This is a genomic window from Pseudoalteromonas sp. 2CM36K, from assembly GCF_023161865.1.
GTDB lineage: Bacteria > Pseudomonadota > Gammaproteobacteria > Enterobacterales > Alteromonadaceae > Pseudoalteromonas > Pseudoalteromonas tetraodonis.
In genome coordinates this window covers 77,493-95,809 of the sequence record NZ_JALNTK010000010.1, presented here as the reverse complement: position 1 = coordinate 95,809, position 18,317 = coordinate 77,493, and the positions used below count along the sequence as shown (strand labels likewise).

Here is an 18,317-nt window from a genome sequence, read left to right as displayed (position 1 = left end):
TTTTATTGCTATGATTGCACAAATTTTTTAAATGGATCATTTCCCTATGTGGTTTAGTAACCTTATATGCTATCGCTTTAAACAAGACGTTTCGTACACTCAAGAAGACTTTGACAAGGCATTAGAACAAGATCTATTTCGTCCATGTACTGGCCAAGAGTTGGCAACATTTGGCTGGACAAAAGCATTTGGTAAACATGGTGAAACTTTGTCTCACTTTTCACAAAAAAGCATTTTAGTCTGCGCCAAGCGTGAAGAGAAAGTGTTACCGGCATCTGTAATAAATGAGCTTGTTGCAGAGAAGGTTGATCAGATTGAAGCTGAAGAAAATCGACCAGTAAAGAAAAAAGAAAAAGATGAATTAAAAGAAAACATCTTGCACACGCTACTGCCACAAGCATTTAAAAAGTCGAGCCTACAGTTTGCGTTCATAGACCAGGAAAATGGTTGGGTTGTAGTTAATAGCGCAAGCTTTAATAAAGCGGAAGAGCTTCTGGCGTTACTACGTAAATCATTAGGCACGTTACCGGTTGTTCCTGCGTTTGCTAACTATGATTTAGATGTATTTTTAACTGACTGGCTTACTAACTTTAGTACTCCAGAGGGCTTTGCGATTGGCTCTGATGCTGAGCTTGAAGAAGCGGATGACAGTGGAGCCCAAGTTAAGCTTAAAGGCCATGACTTAGCGTGTGACGAAGTAAAATCGCACCTTGAAAGTGGTAAACGCGTAACTAAGCTTGCCTTGGATTGGCAAGAACGCGTTAAGTTTATGCTACAAAACGATGGTTCAATTAAACGTTTAAGCTATAGCGAAACACTTAAAGAAGAAAATGCCGATATTCCTAAAGAAGATATGGCGGTTAAACTAGACGCTGACTTTATTCTTGCATCTGAGGAAATAAAACTGCTTCTTGAAGAGCTTACTCAAGGCTTAGGTGATGCAGACGATTTAGCATAAAGCTTTATGCTAAATCGTATTACAAATAAAAAAGCACGATACTAATCGTGCTTTTTATTGTTCAAAAATTTAGCTAAACATTTCTTTTACGTCTTCAACCATATGCAAGTATTCCTCACTCTCTAACATTTCTAATGAAGGAAAAATGCCTTTATCAATATAGGTTTGTAGCGCCGCAGATTTATCTGATACTTGTAGGGTTCCCTCAAGGATTGCACCAATGCGAATAAAGTCGATATAACTCACTTCAGTAGAGCGATGATTCACATCTGCCCAGTGCTGTGCAACCTCTACAAACACATCAGGGAATTCCCATGCTTTCATTATTGAGCCACCAATTTTACCGCTTAAACGCTGAATTGCATGCGCTAAAAAACTCGGATTGGCAAACACTTCTGGGTGTCGCTCAGCTTCAGTTAAAATCGGTAATACCCCAATATTATAAACCAATGAAGCTAGTGTAATGGCATCACGGTTAAGCGAAGTGTGAGTATTTCTTTTTAAGTAAAACTCCATCAATGAAATAGAATGCGAGGCCACATGCAGCGTTTTTTGCCACGCCTTGCCCATGTATCCCTTTATTAGCTCATTATTAGATACAAACAGCTGCTCCATTGCCATGGCTGTAGCTATATTTTTTATTTGCCTTAAGCCAATACGTGTCACTGCTTGATGTAAGTTAGACACCTTTACAGCTCGGCCCATAATTGCACTATTTGCGACTTTGATCATCCGCGCCGACAATGCAGGATCATGTGCTATCACATCTGACATTTGCATCAAATTAACATCGGGGTTATCTGCGGCTTGGCGAACCTTAATCACTACCTCAGGTAACGTAGGCAACACCAGTGTGTCGTTGTTAATTCTGTCAACTAAAATAGTGAGTAAGGCATTTTCTGTAGACATAAAATATCCCTTTGCTTAATGACCTACACTTTACAGCAAGTCTTATATTATTAATTATTTCAAAGCTTAGTAGTATTAAACATATACCTAAAATAAAAAGAATTGTAGATAATTATTGATTATTTACCAGCGCCCCCTCATGAGTGCACTCTAACGCCTAATACTTGCTATTTGCTAGTATGTTTTGCTTTAATGCAAACATGCTAAGGCACACTAATACTCATTCAGTACCTTAATTTACAGTATACAAGTTATAAAATAGACTTTTTAAAGGCAATATAATGATCTTAAATAAAATTAGCCAAGCAATACTGCTCTCTGGCATCGTTTTTCTTAGTGCCTGCTCTGAGCAAGCACCGTCTTCAAACAATACGCCGCAAAGCTCAGCGCCAACGGCTTCTCAAGCGCCTTCAGGGCCAACACTCGTTAATATTGACCGTCAACGCTTAGACATATACACAGACTTTAGCTTACAAAGCGATTTGTCACACTTATCTGATAACCAAAAAGCCATGGTTGCCAAGCTTATTGATGCTTCAAAAATTATGGACGATTTATTTTGGAAACAAGCATTTGGTGAAGATAAACAAAGCTTTTTAGCACAATTAGATGATGAAAAAGTACGTCAGTTTGCAGATATAAACTACGGCCCATGGGATCGCTTAAATGGCGATGAAGTATTTTTATCTGGCTATAAAGAAAAGCCGCTTGGGGCAGGTTTTTATCCGGCCGACATCACCAAAGAAGAGCTTAATAACGCTGATGTAAAAGATAAAACAGGGCTTTACTCACTTATTAAACGCGATGAACTAGGTAATTTATACAGCACGCCTTATTCAGAAGAATATGCCGTAGAACTTGCCCAAGCAGCTGAGTTACTTAGAGATGCTAGCAAATTAGCTGACGACAAAGAATTTGCCAACTACCTAAACTTACGAGCTGACGCAATACAAAGCGATGACTTCCAAGCCTCTGACTTTGCTTGGATGGATATGAAAAATAACCCTATCGATGTTGTTATTGGCCCAATTGAAAACTACGAAGACCAATTATTTGGTTACCGTGCCGCCTATGAATCGTATGTACTAATTAAAGATTTAAAATGGAGCGAGCGCCTGGCCAAATTTGCAGCGTTTTTACCTGAGCTGCAAAAAGGCTTACCTGTTGATAGCAAGTACAAGCAAGAAGTACCTGGCTCAGATGCTGACTTAAATGCCTACGATGTTGTTTATTATGCTGGACACTCAAATGCCGGCAGTAAAACCATTGCAATTAACTTACCCAATGATGAGCAAGTGCAGCTAGAAAAAGGCACACGTCGCTTACAGCTTAAAAATGCAATGCGAGCGAAGTTTGATAAAATTTTAGTCCCTATCGCAGAGCAGTTAATTGTGCCAGAGCAACGTAAACACATTACCTTTGATGCATTTTTTGCCAATACCATGTTCCATGAAGTGGCTCACGGTTTAGGGATTAAAAACACCTTAACGGGTAAAGGTACCGTTCGCCAATCACTTCAAGAACACGCTAGTGCTTTAGAAGAAGGTAAAGCCGATATTCTTGGTTTATACATGGTTGAACAGTTACTTAAAAAAGGTGAGATCACTGAAGGGACGTTAGAAGATTACTACACCACCTTTATGGCGGGTATTTTCCGCTCAGTACGTTTCGGTGCCTCAAGTGCACATGGTAAAGCAAACATGATCCGCTTTAACTTTTTTGCTCAAGAAGGTGCTTTTTCCAAAAATGAAGATGGGCTATACAGCATCAACATGGATAAAATGGGTGATGCCATGGCAAAATTATCGCGCCTTATTTTAACTCTACAAGGTGACGGTGATTACGAAAAAGTAGATCAACTCATTGCCACTCATGGCGATATTAAAGCGGAACTTGCTAAAGACTTAGAAAAGTTAAGCAAAGCGAACATCCCTGTAGATGTGACCTTTAAACAAGGTAAAGATGTGCTTGGCCTTGATTAACAAAAGCTAATTAAATAAAAAAGCGTTACATTGTAACGCTTTTTTATTACTTATCAGTATGCTTATTTGTCATTCACCACTTTGCGTACAACCGGCTCAAGGCTTGCCATTCCCCACTGCTTACCGATTTCAATCGCAGACTCTATATCTGTACCTTGCTGATGGGCTGAAATAGCCATTAACGCGCCAACACGGTTGCTACTTGCACAATGAACAACCACCGACTCACCTTTAAGTTGCTCTAAAAGATTGGCTAACTGCTTTGCATTATCAGTGTTTACGTCTTTTGCCCCCGCAATCTCAATTGCGTGGTAGCTCATTCCTAAAGAGTTGACTAACGCGCCTTCATCCCAGTCTTGCTCATCTGCTGCACGTAAATTAATAACATGCTTTACCTTGGCTTGCGATAATTGCTTAAACTGCTCTTTAGTCGGTTGCGCTGCTGAAAAAACCAAGTTGTTATGTGCTGCAAAGTTTTTAATGCTAACGTTATTTACCACATCCGTAGCTACCAGCTGCTCGCTCGCTATTACTGTTGAAACAGCAATGGCTGCTATAAATACACTAGTGCAGAGTTGTTTTATTAATTTCATACTATCTCCTCAAAGTAACCCATTCTGATTTTAAAAATGCGTTTTTAATTGCTCTATCTGCTCATTAGTATAAGGGACACTTGGGAACTTGCCCCATACCGGCGCAGGCCATGCAATATCTGTTTTAAAACGCGCTATATGATGAATATGTAATTGCGGTACCATATTACCAAGCGCGGCCACATTTAACTTATCAGGATTAAACACCTCAATTAATAAATGACTGAGCTTAGCCGACTCCTGTAAATAAGTAATTTGTTGCTGCTCGGTTAAATCTATTATCTCTTTTAAACCCGCTATTCTAGGAACTAATATAAACCATGGGTATTGGCTGTCATTTAGTAGTAATACCTTACAAAGAGGCCAATCGGCCAGTTCAATACAATCTCTTGTCAGCTCTGGGGCTAAGGTAAATGATGTTTCGCGCATGTTAAATCCTTAGGTTATTTTACTTCACACTTTATAGCATTTAGTTGCAGTTGCACACGCTTGTGCTTTACCATCGGGGATAATTTTATGTAAGTAAAGGCAATCCTGTGTTAAAAAAACTAAAACACCTCTCACTGGCAATCCCCCTGATGGCGGGCGCATTAAGCGTTCAAGCAAAGCCGTTAACGCTTGAGCGTATATTTGATGATCCAAGCTTAGCTGGCAAATCTCCGGTGCAACTTAAGTTTTCTCCCGATGGTAGCCGTGTTACCTACTTACAAGGTAAAGCAGATGACTATAACCGCTATGATTTATGGGAATATAATTTAAAAGATAACACCAATCGATTGCTCGTTGATTCAGCGCAATTATTTTCAGGCCCAGAAAACCTGTCAGATGAAGAAAAAGCACGCCGTGAACGCCAGCGTATTTTTGGTAAAGGTATTCTTGAATACAAATGGTCAAAAGATGGTAAAGCGTTATTATTTCCTCTTAATGGCGATCTTTATTACTATGACTTAGATGCTAAAAATAGTAAAAAGCTGACTAACACAGACGCATTTGAAACCGATGCGCGTTTCTCTCCAAAAGGAAATTTCGTATCCTTTATCCGAGAGCAAAACCTATATGCACTAGAGCTGGCTTCAGGTAAAGAAATTCAGTTAAGTAAAGATGGCGGTGGCGTAATTAAAAACGGCATGGCCGAATTTGTGGCGCAAGAAGAAATGAGCCGTATGACCGGTTATTGGTGGGCAAATGATGAATCTAAAATCGCCTTTACTCGCGTTGATGAAAGCCCTGTTCAAGAAGCGATTCGTAACGAAATTTATGCTGATGAAGTAAAACTATTTAACCAGCGTTATCCATTTACTGGCACCAATAATGTTGACATTCAACTTGGGGTGGTAAAACTTAATGATCAAGCAGTTGACTGGATTGACTTAGGCGACGATAAAGATATTTATATTGCCCGCGCTAAGTGGCTAAACGACAGCAGTACGCTCTCTTATCAATGGCAAAACCGCTCGCAACATAGCTTAGAATTACGTTTTTACAACACTAAAACAAAACAGCAAACCGTTGCTTTAACTGAAAAAAGTGATACCTGGATCAACTTGCATTTTGACCTTGAATTTTTAAAAGATAAAAAGCATTTTGTATGGGCCTCAGAGCGCGATGGATTTAAGCACCTTTATTTATATCGTAATAACGGCCAACTTATCCGCCAGATTACCGCAGGTGATTGGGTCGTAGATAGCCTAAAAGGGATAGATGAAAAAAATGGCGTTGTTTACTTTGCTGCACGTAAAGATACCCCGCTAGAGAGCCATTTATACAGTGCGCCTTTATTTAAAAAAGGGGCTATGAAGCGCATTACTGAAAAAGGCCAATACCATAATGTCGTTCTAGCAAAAGATAATAAAACTTTCATTGATAATAGCTCATCGGTTAATAAGCCAAATTCAGCTGCACTGCGCAAAATTAATGGTGAGTTTATTACGTGGCTTGAAGAAAATAAGCTTGATGACTCTCACCCACTTACCCCGTATCTAACTGATTTAGCCCAGCCCGAATACGGCACAATTACCGCTGAAGACGGCCAAATTATGCATTACCGTTTATTTAAACCAGCAAATATGGCAAAGGGTGAAAAGCATCCGGTTATTGTCAACGTTTACGGTGGTCCTCATGCTCAGCGAGTAACCAATAGCTGGCGCAGTAAAAATTTATATTTTCAATACATGGCGCAACAAGGTTATGTAATTTTTCAACTTGATAACCGAGGCTCTTACAATCGCGGTAAGAAGTTTGAAGATGCGATTTATAAGCACTTAGGCGTTGTAGAGGTGGCGGATCAAATCAAAGGCGTTGAGTTTTTACGTACTCTTGATTACGTAGACCCTGCTCGCATAGGTATATACGGCCACAGCTACGGTGGTTATATGGCGCTAATGACCATGTTTAAAGCAGGCGATTACTTCAGCGCGGGTGTATCTGGTGCTCCGGTTACCGACTGGGCTCTATACGACACCCATTATACCGAGCGCTATTTGGGTCACCCTGATACTAATGCCCAAGGCTATATCGACAGTGCGGTGTTCCCATACGCTGAAGGCTTAAAAGGCCCATTAATGATTTACCATGGTATGGCCGATGACAACGTATTATTTACCCATGCCACTAAATTGTTTAAACAGCTGCAAGATAACAATCAACAGTTTGAAATGATGACTTACCCGGGCTCAAAACATAGCCTTCGCGGTAAACAAGTTCAAACTCATTTACATCAAACTATAACAAACTTCTTTAACCGTAATTTTAATACAAAGTAACTAAAACTGGGTTAATTATTCGACTAAAGGCTGATAAAAGTATCAGCCTTTTTTTATGCAGATAAGCTATATTGAAACGTCAACAAACAATAATTAAATTCATTATAAGCACCCGTTAAATAAAAGTTCGGCCTATCCTTTTTATTGTATTTACGCAAACTAGTTAACAAAGAGAGTATTAAAAATACAATATAAGGAAAATAAAACCGTATTAGCCTATATTTTAACTATGCTTATTTAAGAGAAATAATGCTCTAATACGGGAACATGCATATGCCAAACCTCCGTCGTTTTACTATATTTCAACGTTTAGCTATTTTAGTAGGGATTGTAATTTTTGGTTTAATTGTATTGAGTATTTCGAGTTTAAGTAATCAATATAAATCGCTTAAAAATGAGCAATATCTAAAAACAAAAAATGTGGTGGAAACTGCTTATAGCCTCATTACACACTACGCAGCGCTTGAACAAAGTCAAACACTCACTCGTGCACAAGCACAATCTCAAGCGATGGCCTCAATACGCTCATTGCGTTACGATGATACTAACTATTTTTGGATCAACAATTATCAGCCAACCATGGTAATGCACCCAATTAAACCAGCCCTTGAAGGGAAAGATTTAACGAATAATAAAGACCCTGATGGCACCCCTTTATTTGTTGAAATGGTTGATGTTGTTAAAAAATCCGGCGAAGGCTATGTGCCTTACAAGTGGCCAAAACCCGGCAGCGACAAACCCGTAGATAAAATTGCGTATGTAAAAGGCTTTAATCAGTGGCAATGGATCATCGGCTCGGGCGTTTACCTCGATACTATAGACAGTGCCTTTTCGCAGCAACGTACTATTATCGTGATCAATGTAATGATTATGCTCGTCGTTGTCGTACTTTTTAGCTACTTTATTGGTCACAGTATTTTAACGCCGACCCGTTTAGCAGCAGAAATGATGAAAGATATCTCTCAAGGTGAGGGGGATTTAACTCGTACTCTTAACGAAAATGGCAATGATGAAATATCTCAACTGTCGAGATCATTTAATTTATTTGTCTCTAAAATTAGGGAGTCTTTGGTGCTGGTTGCCAAAAGCGCAAACGATGTAAACGAGCATGCCCATGCAGTCGATGATTCTAGCAAAACCAGCCAGTCGTTTATTGAGCTTCAAAACGACAGTAGCAGCCAAGTAGCCGCGGCAATGGAGCAAATGACTCATCAAATTCATGATGTTAGCCGTAATGCCGAAGCTGCTGAGCAAGCCGCAAATGATGCTGCTAGTAATGCATCAACGGGTAAAAATGTAGTGTCGAAAACCATTACCGCCATTGAAACCCTCTCTAGTAATATAGAAACTGTCAGCAAAGTGACCGCCGAACTTGCTCAAGAGAGTAATAATATTGGCTCGGTACTTGATGTTATTAGAAGCATTGCTGAACAAACCAATCTGTTAGCGCTAAACGCAGCTATTGAAGCTGCAAGAGCAGGTGAACATGGAAGAGGCTTTGCAGTTGTAGCCGACGAAGTAAGAACACTTGCCAGCCGGACAGGTAAAAGCACGGATGAAATTCAAGCTATGATAGCTAAGCTGCAAGAAGGGGCTAAAGCTGCAGTTGAAGCGGTAAAATCTAGCCAAGAGATTTCTATTTCTACGGTTGAACAAGCCTCTTCTGCTAATGCATCACTTGATGAAATAGACAGGCTGGTATCGGTGATCACCGATATGAACGGCCAAATTGCTCGCGCCACAGAGCAGCAAACATCAGCCGCAGACGAGGTGAATTTAAGAATTAATGATTTATCACAATCTACAAAGCAATCATTGGGTAACACTAAAGATTTAACTCGCGCTAGCGACAAACTCAAACAAAGCAGTGTTGAGTTATCAAGCGTGGTATCGCGCTTTAAGCTTAGTTAACCTTAACTCCGGATAATAAATATCTTTGACCAATTAAAAAGCCCTGATTTTCAGGGCTTTTTAAGATTATTTATAGAAAATTATAAACAATAGCGGGCAAATAAACTGCTAACTGACGCTGCAGTTGGTTTACCATGTTGCCAGTCGCCGCCTTCAACGCCACTACCAGCAATATCCATATGTACATAAGGAAGTGGTAAAGTAGATTCATTACCATGCTTATCTAATCCACCTACCACAGCTAAAAATGCCATAGGGAATTGATGGCCGCGCGCTGTGACAGCAGAAGCCGCATTATTACTAGAAAGCACATCGTCAGCTAAAGTGCGTGGTTTTATAAAATCATAATCTTCACGGCGTGAACGCGACACTTCAGCACCGTCAGCCCATAAATCACCACAATCGGCCAATTGGCGTGAAATATTAGCACTACGCGCTGGTCCATTCTCAACATATGCGCCATATGGTCCCATCGCGCGCGCAGCATGCCCTGTTAAAGTAGCCACTGTAAACAACGTTGGATTTATTTCGTTTTTAGCTAAATCTTTCATTTCGCTAAGTAAATCACCCATAGCTAAACGCCCTTCGGCATCGGTATTACCAATACGTACTCGCACACCTTCACGGCTAGTAATTATTTCATCAGGGACAAAACAATCTGAACCAATGGAGTTGCGTACAACCGCTAAAAAGGCAATCACTTTAACGCCTTTAGGCTGATAATCTGCTACAGCTTTCATAAATCCAGCAACCGAGGCCGCACCGCCTTTATCGCGGCTCATGCCCGCCATAAAACCACCGACTTTTAAATCTGCACCGCCCGTGTCATAGACTAAACCTTTACCAACAAACATCAGTGTTCGGGTTACTTCACCCTCAGGCACGTATTCAAGTTTAACAACGCGTGGATGATGGCGCTCTACCGCATACGACGCACGAGCAACGGTACTCAGCATGGGGTAATGCTTATCAATGGCAGCTAAATCATCAATCACATCAACGCTCACCGCACTATTTTCAAATAACTCACTACAGTAATCGGCAAAACGTGGGGGGGCCATGCGCTCAGGCTCGGTGCCACATAAATCACGTGCGGCATATTGCCCGGCAGCTAACGCATTGACTGCTTTAATTGTTTGCTCATTGGCATCAATTAAGCCTATTTGAGTAATAGGCTCAATACCTTGACCATGAAATTCACGCGCTTCTAGGGGTTGCCATAATGCTTGGCATGCGCCTAAGTAAGCCACTTCAAGAGCGTGTTGATAACGGCCATCTGTATTTAAAGCGGGTAAATAAATAGCAGGGTTAACACTACCTGATGCTTTTGCCTCATTAATGGCTAATTTGGCTGCATCAAAATAACGACGAACGTCATCATAATCTCTATTTAAAGGGCCTGTTGGCGCTAACACGACACGTTTACCGGCAATCACTAACAAGGTGACTTGGTTGCCGATGCGAGAGTCTACTTGGGCTTGGTCTAAAATTGCATCACGCAGTGGCGTATTTGGTAAATGAGAAAAGTCGTTGCTGATAATAATAAGTGCATCATGCGATGTACAATCTAGGCTTGCACTTACCGGCTTTGCCAGTACTGCTTTTGGATATGCCATAAAAAAGGATCCTGTTAGAAAACGTAGTCCCTATTATTATTTATTTAGCAATTTATAACCAGTGTACTGCGATAACCTGCTTACTTACTGGCAACTTGGAGTTACGCGTTTTACACATCTAAAATACTAAGCTGTAAATTATGCTCTGGTTGGTTTTTAATACCCACGCCAATTCCTAATAAGCGCACCGGTTGTTGTAATCCACGTTGATAGGCTTTGGCGAGTAACTCTTTAAAAATAGCCGTGTTTAATTGATGCGCAGCTTGATCTGCTGAGGTCACTACAAAATTAGCAAATTTAACTTTAACACTTAATTTATTAATTTTATGTTGTAGTTGCTGTTTATTTAATCGAACCACGAGTTCATCTAACAGTTGCGGTAATTGTTCAAGGCATTCATCTAGGCTGTTTTTGTTGTATTCATAAGTATGTTCCACACTCAATGACTTACGTACCCGCTCAGTTGAAACTCGCCCTATATGTTCACCCATGCACTTTTGATATAACGACACACCAAAATTACCCACATGCTGTTGCATCCAATTAGCCCCTTTTTCGCGCACATCTTGCCCCGTGTATAACCCTTTTAAATTAAGCTTTTCTAGAGTTACTTTACCCACTCCTGGAATTTTACCTAATGGCAATTGGGCTAAAAACGAGTCAACCTGCTCAGGCAATACCACAAATTGCCCATTAGGCTTATTTTCATCACTGGCTATTTTGGCAATAAACTTTATTGGGGCAATACCTGCAGATGCAGTCAGTCCTGTGGTATTAAAAATATCGGTACGAATTTGCTCTGCAATTAACGTTGCACTGCCCTTAAAAGCAGTACTGTGGCTCACATCTAAATATGCTTCATCAAGCGAAAGAGGTTCTACTAGGTCAGTATAGCGGTTAAAAATGGCGCGGATCTGTGTTGATACTTGTTTATAAACAGCCATTCTGCCAGGCACAATAACTAAGTCAGGGCAAAGCTGTTTGGCATGATAGTTAGACATAGCAGAGCGCACCCCATACTCTCTGGCAATATAGTTAGCGGTAGAGAGCACTCCACGGCGACTATTTCCGCCAATTGCCAGTGGTACGCTGGCAAGCTTAGGATTGTCGCGCATTTCTACGGCCGCATAAAAGCAGTCCATATCTATATGAATAAACTTTTTCATCACACAATAACAACTGTTTATTTATACAGCCATTATTGTGGAATCACTTTTAATTAGCAAGCATGTTATTGCTTAAAAAGAGCGTTTACTTTTCTTTGGCTTATTAAAACAATACATCCAAAATAAAATTTCTAAAGAAAAGCCTAATAAAATCAAAACAATTGCCCCAGCCTCATTACCCATAGCGTAACAAGTAAACGACGCTATAAAAACGGTGCATGCCAATAACCAATTAATTATATCCTGCATAGTTATCTCCTTGTGTGTTAATAGTTACTATAGCCATGAATTTAAAGAGGTACAATTTTTACTCAAGGGTTTTTATTTAGCACTGTTGTTCTTTTAAGGTTAAGGTTTGTTCAATCTGAGGCAGTTTACTCACGGCGCAAGGTTTATAGCCTAATGGTTTAAATAAAAAAGGCGCAAAGCTTCCATGTTCTGCTTACGTCCCTTATTTACATCCATGAGGGCAATACAGAGTAGCTCCTCCCCTAGTTATAATTCCCTTGAGCTCATCCGACCATATTGCTAATCTAAATGCTTTAAAACTAAGAGCAATAAATACATGGAAACGTTTAAACAACAACACCCTATTCATACCGACATTACTGTAGCATGGGGCGATATGGATGCCCTACAGCATGTTAATAACTGTGTTTATCTTCGTTATTTTGAAATAGCCAGAATCGACTTTTTAAATAAATTAAATTTATTTGATACTATCAATGCTAAAGCCACAGGCCCTGTGATCAGTGAAAATAATATTCGTTATAAGCGTCCCGTTACCTTTCCCGACACATTAAGCGTAGGTATTACCATTAGTGATATTAAATCTGACCGCTTTGTAATGAACTACAGTGTGTTTAGTCATGCGCAAAACGCGATAACAACCACCGGCATGTCAAAAGTGGTGATGTTTGACTTTAAAACAGGCCAAAAAGCCACGATCACTGAGCCATTGTTATCGGCTTTAAAAGCAAACTCTCAAACCGAATAATTAGGATTAGCAATGCAATATAGTCAATTAGGCAGTAGTGGGGTTAGCGTTTCAAGAGTGTGTTTAGGTAGCATGACCTGGGGAGTACAAAACACCCAATATGATGCCGACCAACAGATAGCCTATGCGCTTGAGCAGGGTGTGAACTTTATTGACACAGCAGAAATGTATGCTGTTCCTCCCTCTCCCGATACCTACGGTAAAACAGAAGAAATTATAGGCAATTGGGTAGCACGTAATTCACTAAAACGAAAAGACATTGTTATTGCAACTAAAATTGCCGGTAATGGGCTTTCATGGATCCGTGATGGCGGCAATATTACCCGCCAAGCTGTTATTGATGCGGTTGATCATTCTCTAAAACGCCTACAAACCGACTATATTGATTTATACCAGCTACACTGGCCAAATCGCCGTACCCCTCACTTTGCTAGGCAATGGCCTGGTATGCTTAAATTTACCGAGGTAGATGCAAAACAACACACCGCTGATATGCTTGATATTTTAGAGGGGTTAGATGCGTGTGTTAAAGCAGGAAAAATTAAACATTGTGGGCTTTCTGATGATACGCCTTGGGGAATTAGCCAATTTTTAAATTTATCAAAAGAGCATAACTTGCCAAAAATGGTGTCTATCCAAAACGAGTTTAGCCTAGTACATGCCAAAGATTGGCCTTATTTAATAGAACAATGTGTACATGAAGATATTGCTTATTTACCTTGGTCACCATTGGCCGCAGGGCTATTAACCGGTAAATACCTAAATGGATCGCGCCCTGAAGGCTCTCGCTGGACATTTATGCAGCGTAACGGTATTTTTCGTGATACGCCACAATCACAAAAGGCGACCAAAGAGTATGTTGAACTTGCCCATGCACACGCTATCACCCCAGCTCAATTAGCGCTGGCTTGGTGTAATCAAGTTGATGGAGTGACATCATCTATTATTGGTGCCACTACTATGGCGCAATTAAAGGAAGACATTGATGCGTTTGACCTAACACTGAGCGATGACGTGTTATCAGCGATTGATATCATATTTAGAAATAATCCAATGCCTTACTAATGAAATCAAGCAAAGGGTAAATGTTATTCAATAATGTTGATTCTTTGCTATTTTTTATGTTTATTTTTTAAGCGCCAAGGTATAATTAAATACAGTCATTTAATAAAGAATTATCAGCTTTTTATGGATACAGCTCGTTATTTCTGCCTGCTATTTTTAATATTCTCGAGTAACAGTATTAGCCAATCTAAAAATCAGCTCACTGAAATTTTATGGCTACAAAGCAACACACCGCCTTTTCACCTAAACTCAAAGAATACTCAAATGGGCTTGTGTGACAATTTAACTAAGCAACTAATCAGTAGTATAAAGGATGTAAAACATACTCGATTATTTGTTCCACAAAAACGAATTAATAAATATATCAAAGAAGGCAAAAATGTCTGCTTTCCATGCGTAATCCATAAAAAGAGCACCAACGAAGTCTATACATACTCACGTCCTACCTCTATCTACCCTGAGTTTAGTATTATTACAACTAACCAAAAAGCAGAAACACTTACTAAAGCACATGGTAATCCTATAAATTTAATTAGTTTACTTAGCGATGAACGCTTTACCTATGGACAAGCCGCAGCACGACGTTTTTCACCACACATAAATATGATTATTGAAAACTCTTTGAGCCATCATAACGTGTCCTTAAGCTTAAGTAGTGATAATGAAAGTGGTGTTGTGATCGATAGGTTGAGGCATGGCTTTTTAGACTACTCGCTCGATTACCCTTTTATGGCCAGTTACTTTAACCAGCAACAACACCCTATAAAAATCGTTAGTATACCCATAGCTCAAAATACGCGCTCATTAATCAAAGGAGCTGTAGGCTGTGCAACTAATGCGCCTAATGATTTTGCTAATCAGGCAGTTAAGAAAATTAATGCGGCATTAGAAAGTACCATACTAGAATCAGCGGCTCATCAACTAAGCCAGCGACACTGGCTAAGTGAACATATCGATAATTTTGATAAACAATATTATCAACACATAATTAACTTTGACTCACAGACCAATGATGTTCCAATAAACACTGCTGACCAGAATAAAGAGCAACGTTAAACTCTCGCCCAGTACTAACCATCCCTACGCCAGCAGGCGTGCCAGTCATAATAATGTCGCCTTCTTCGAGGCTCATAAACTGACTAACCTCAGCCAATATTTGTGCAGGTTGGTGCAACATAAGTTGGCTATCACCATGTTGAACCGGCTTGCCATCAATATGTAATTCAAATATAAACGATGTCATCTCTGGCGTTAATTCAATAAACTCACTAAATAAAACTGAACCGTCAAATGCTTTAGCACGCTCCCACGGCAGGCCTTTTTCTTTTAAGCTGCTTTGCAAAGCGCGTTTAGTCAAATCAAGTCCAATGCCCACGCCCACAAGTTGTTTATTTTTAACCGCAAAGCATAACTCTGTTTCGTAGTGCAATGTATCGCCAAGATGAGTAGCGAGTAAGGTATCAGTGATCGCGCTATTAGGCTTATTAAAAACCACCATTTGCTCTGGGTGTTCGTTGTTTAATTCAGCAATATGCGCACTGTAATTACGCCCCACACAGACTATTTTTGAAGGTTGTATGCTCTGCGAAGCCAGCTTTATTTGATTCATTCTATCACCTGTTAATTACACAACGCGTTTAATATTTTGGCATACTCTCAAATTATTAACGCAAAAGCGAATACAGTTTTATCATGCTTTTATGACTACTACTGAGCGAAATATAAGACTGAAATAAAAAGTAGACGTGTATAATTTGGTAGGTTTTTGTATACCCGTTTTTAAAGCAATAAGCAGGTACATTTAGTACCTGCTTATTGATAAATTATTAATAGGTTATTGACTACTTACAAGTAACACTACTTTGATCGGCAGCATTTGCTGTAATAGCCAGCATAGCAATAGATACATGCCAATCACCTTGCGAGCTTAACTGCCAAGGGGTGAACACTTGTGCTAAATCAACACCTTGCTCTGCAAAACAACTTAAGTTGATGTTTAATGTTTGCCATTGACCTGATTGCTCAAGGTTATCAGTAATATCAAACTTAAACTGACAACTCTCACCACACCCCATACCAACCCATAACGGACTAGCCGCGGCTTTATCTACTTTAATTTGCATTTGCAGTTGCCCATTACTCTCAACGTATGAGCGTAAGTCAGATGGGAATGCCGCGGCTAAATTAACCCCAGCCATTGCTTGGCCATTAAAACGAATAGCGCGCGCATCTTCTTGCACCTCTTTATCAAATGTTTGGATGCTCACCGCACCTAATGACTCGCGACTGCTCGCCACCATTTTTTGTTGCTCACCACTTTTTAAAACCAGTGACCACGGTGCTTTAATTGCACGCTCAAACAATACTAAATCATCCAGTTTTTCAGTCTGTTGAGTTTGCTCCACCAAGTCATCTTTTAAGACATTACTATCGTTGTAAGTTAAACCAAAACCATAAGGAAGTAATGGGCTGTAAGCTTCGTCGTTACGGTTTTCATTATCGATTGGGTTATTCGGCCATGAAAAAGATAGCTTGCCTTTAAAGTCATGATTAATAGAGCCGTCTGCATTTTTAAACAAGACATCGCTAATAGCATCGCCTTCACTACCTGGAAGCCAAATAGCAACGAACGCATCACTGGCGTTAAGCTCAGCATTAACCCACATAGGGCGACCGCTTATAAATAATGAAACAACAGGGATTCCCGCATCTTTAAACTTACGTAGTAACGCTAAGTCGCTTTTATTACCGCGCTGGTATTCGAGGTTATCAACATCACCATTACCTTCTGCGTATGGTTGCTCACCAAACACCACAATGGCAACATCAGGGCGTGCAGTATATTCCCCTTCAACGCTCAGCGCTGCACTGCCCCCAGCTTGCTCTACAGTATCTTTAATACCTGCATAAATAGAGCTGCCACCGGGAAAATCACTGTTTTTATTACCTGTACCTTGCCACGTAACGCTCCAACCACCCGACTGCATACCTATGTTATCAGCCCCTATGCCTGCGACTAATACGTTGGTTTTAGGTGATAATGGCAGTAACTGCTGCTTATTTTTAAGTAATACTAAAGACTCGCGTACAGCCTGTTTAGCCACTGCACGGTGATCGCTACTACCAATAATTTCAGTTTTTCCAGACAGGGGGCGCTTCGCAGGGCTTGGTTTATCAAATAACCCTGCACGCATTTTAACGCGTAAAATACGCGTTACTGCATCATTAATTCTACTGAGTGGGATTTCACCGCTATTAGCTTGGTTAACCAAGTTGCTAAATAATGGTTTCCACTCATCCGGTGCCATGTATACGTCTAAGCCCGCATTAGCCGCTTGAGCACAGTTACTATTAGAACAGCCTTTAACCTGCCCGTGGCCATTCCAGTCACCGACAACAAAGCCATCAAAACCCATTTTATCTTTAAGCACATCGGTCAGTAAATATTTACTGCCGTGAATTTTTTCACCATGCCAGCTATTAAACGAGGCCATTACCGTTTGTGCACCTGCACCCAAACCACCAACATAACCTTGAGCATGAAGCGCAAATAATTCTTCTTCAGAGGCGATATTATTTCCTTGATCATCGCCATTCACAGTACCGCCATCACCTAAAAAATGCTTAACCGTACTGACTACACGCGTATCTGACAAAAAGTCTTCATCAACAGCCCCTTGTAAGCCTTTAACAATTGAGGCTGAATACGCTTCTACTATTTCAGGGTCTTCAGAGTAGCCCTCGTAAGTGCGACCCCAACGATCATCTCGCACTACGGCAACCGTAGGTGCAAATACCCAGTCAATACCGGTAACCATAACTTCACGCGCCGTTGCTGCGGCAATTTTTTCAATAAGTTCAGGGTTGTTCGCCGCCCCTAAACCAATATTATGCGGAAACAAAGTCGCACCAATCACATTGTTGTGTCCATGTACCGCATCGGTGCCCCACATTGTAGGAATCGTGCTGCCATCGAGGGAATCATCAATAGACGCTTGATACATCTTTTCAGCTAAATCAACCCAGTCTTCGGGGGTTGCATGTTTATTGTTATTTGGAAACGAGCCACCGCCGTTTAAATAGGAGCCAAAGCCATATTTACGCATATCTTCAACCGTAATGTGACGAATTTCAGGTTGGATCATTTGCGCTATTTTTTGCTCTAGTGTCATGGTCTTTAGCATATCTGCGATTTTTTGCTCCATTTGAGCATCGCTTTTAATACCGGTTTCTATTGTTGGCCAAATTTCTTTTTGATTTGTCGCATCGCTAGCACTGTTAGAGGGTTGCGAACAACCGCTGCTGGTTATTGCTGCTAGCATCAGTGCAGTGACTGAAAAAGTTCGTTTAATAATCAT

Annotated in this window: 15 protein-coding genes; 7 read left to right on the top strand and 8 right to left on the bottom strand. The window is 40.4% G+C overall.

Annotated elements, in window-relative coordinates; translation table 11 throughout:
- Positions 1 to 46 precede the first annotated feature (46 nt).
- On the top strand, positions 47 to 958 hold the full coding sequence (gene rdgC, locus MTN97_RS08120) for a recombination-associated protein RdgC (RefSeq protein WP_109875483.1): 912 nt from the start codon (positions 47 to 49) through the stop codon (positions 956 to 958).
- 69 nt (positions 959 to 1,027) lie between these two features.
- Here the strand turns inward: rdgC and MTN97_RS08115 are convergent, their stop codons facing one another.
- Positions 1,028 to 1,867, bottom strand: a complete 840-nt coding sequence (locus MTN97_RS08115) for an HDOD domain-containing protein (protein WP_248474124.1) — start codon at positions 1,865 to 1,867, stop codon at positions 1,028 to 1,030.
- A gap of 281 nt (positions 1,868 to 2,148) precedes the next feature.
- On the opposite strand from MTN97_RS08115, the gene MTN97_RS08110 reads away from it, so the two are divergent.
- Positions 2,149 to 3,849, top strand: coding sequence for a dipeptidyl-peptidase 3 family protein (locus tag MTN97_RS08110; RefSeq protein ID WP_248474123.1), 1,701 nt, complete (start codon positions 2,149 to 2,151; stop codon positions 3,847 to 3,849).
- Positions 3,850 to 3,911: 62 nt separating this feature from the next.
- Here MTN97_RS08110 and MTN97_RS08105 read toward each other — a convergent pair whose 3' ends face one another.
- Positions 3,912 to 4,442: a hypothetical protein gene (locus tag MTN97_RS08105; RefSeq protein ID WP_055012823.1), complete on the bottom strand. Its 531-nt coding sequence runs from the start codon at positions 4,440 to 4,442 to the stop codon at positions 3,912 to 3,914.
- 30 nt (positions 4,443 to 4,472) lie between these two features.
- Positions 4,473 to 4,871 (bottom strand): HIT domain-containing protein, encoded by a 399-nt coding sequence (locus MTN97_RS08100; RefSeq protein ID WP_010390912.1) that lies wholly within the window; start codon positions 4,869 to 4,871, stop codon positions 4,473 to 4,475.
- A 107-nt stretch (positions 4,872 to 4,978) separates the two neighbouring features.
- Between MTN97_RS08100 and MTN97_RS08095 the strand changes: the two genes are divergently transcribed.
- Positions 4,979 to 7,204, top strand: a complete 2,226-nt coding sequence (locus tag MTN97_RS08095) for a S9 family peptidase (protein WP_248474122.1) — start codon at positions 4,979 to 4,981, stop codon at positions 7,202 to 7,204.
- 273 nt (positions 7,205 to 7,477) lie between these two features.
- Complete coding sequence (locus tag MTN97_RS08090; RefSeq protein ID WP_248474121.1) at positions 7,478 to 9,115, top strand: methyl-accepting chemotaxis protein; 1,638 nt, start codon at positions 7,478 to 7,480, stop codon at positions 9,113 to 9,115.
- Positions 9,116 to 9,195: 80 nt separating this feature from the next.
- Here the strand turns inward: MTN97_RS08090 and MTN97_RS08085 are convergent, their stop codons facing one another.
- The 3 genes from MTN97_RS08085 to MTN97_RS08075 form a co-directional block, all read right to left on the bottom strand.
- Positions 9,196 to 10,731 (bottom strand): M17 family metallopeptidase, encoded by a 1,536-nt coding sequence (locus MTN97_RS08085; RefSeq protein ID WP_036979922.1) that lies wholly within the window; start codon positions 10,729 to 10,731, stop codon positions 9,196 to 9,198.
- Between the two features lie 110 nt (positions 10,732 to 10,841).
- Positions 10,842 to 11,897, bottom strand: coding sequence for a DNA polymerase IV (gene dinB / locus MTN97_RS08080; RefSeq protein ID WP_033102619.1), 1,056 nt, complete (start codon positions 11,895 to 11,897; stop codon positions 10,842 to 10,844).
- A 72-nt stretch (positions 11,898 to 11,969) separates the two neighbouring features.
- Positions 11,970 to 12,146: a hypothetical protein gene (locus MTN97_RS08075; RefSeq protein ID WP_214552069.1), complete on the bottom strand. Its 177-nt coding sequence runs from the start codon at positions 12,144 to 12,146 to the stop codon at positions 11,970 to 11,972.
- A 316-nt stretch (positions 12,147 to 12,462) separates the two neighbouring features.
- Here MTN97_RS08075 and MTN97_RS08070 point away from each other — a divergent pair, with 316 nt between their 5' ends.
- The 3 genes from MTN97_RS08070 to MTN97_RS08060 all read left to right on the top strand — a co-directional run bounded on the left by MTN97_RS08070 (position 12,463) and on the right by MTN97_RS08060 (position 15,015).
- On the top strand, positions 12,463 to 12,894 hold the full coding sequence (locus MTN97_RS08070) for an acyl-CoA thioesterase (RefSeq protein ID WP_024601547.1): 432 nt from the start codon (positions 12,463 to 12,465) through the stop codon (positions 12,892 to 12,894).
- Between the two features lie 12 nt (positions 12,895 to 12,906).
- Positions 12,907 to 13,959 (top strand): aldo/keto reductase, encoded by a 1,053-nt coding sequence (locus MTN97_RS08065; protein ID WP_248474120.1) that lies wholly within the window; start codon positions 12,907 to 12,909, stop codon positions 13,957 to 13,959.
- A gap of 123 nt (positions 13,960 to 14,082) precedes the next feature.
- Positions 14,083 to 15,015 carry an ABC transporter substrate-binding protein gene (locus MTN97_RS08060; protein ID WP_248474119.1) on the top strand — a complete coding sequence of 311 codons (933 nt, stop codon included), beginning with the start codon at positions 14,083 to 14,085 and terminating at the stop codon, positions 15,013 to 15,015.
- Here the strand turns inward: MTN97_RS08060 and MTN97_RS08055 are convergent.
- Both MTN97_RS08055 and MTN97_RS08050 read right to left on the bottom strand, forming a co-directional pair.
- Complete coding sequence (locus MTN97_RS08055; protein WP_214552072.1) at positions 14,948 to 15,568, bottom strand: fumarylacetoacetate hydrolase family protein; 621 nt, start codon at positions 15,566 to 15,568, stop codon at positions 14,948 to 14,950. The two genes, MTN97_RS08060 and MTN97_RS08055, sit on opposite strands and share 68 nt — an antisense overlap.
- 232 nt (positions 15,569 to 15,800) lie before the next feature.
- The gene (locus tag MTN97_RS08050; RefSeq protein WP_248474118.1) at positions 15,801 to 18,317 is read right to left on the bottom strand and encodes an exo 1,3/1,4-beta-D-glucan glucohydrolase; all 2,517 of its coding nucleotides are present in this window, start codon (positions 18,315 to 18,317) and stop codon (positions 15,801 to 15,803) included.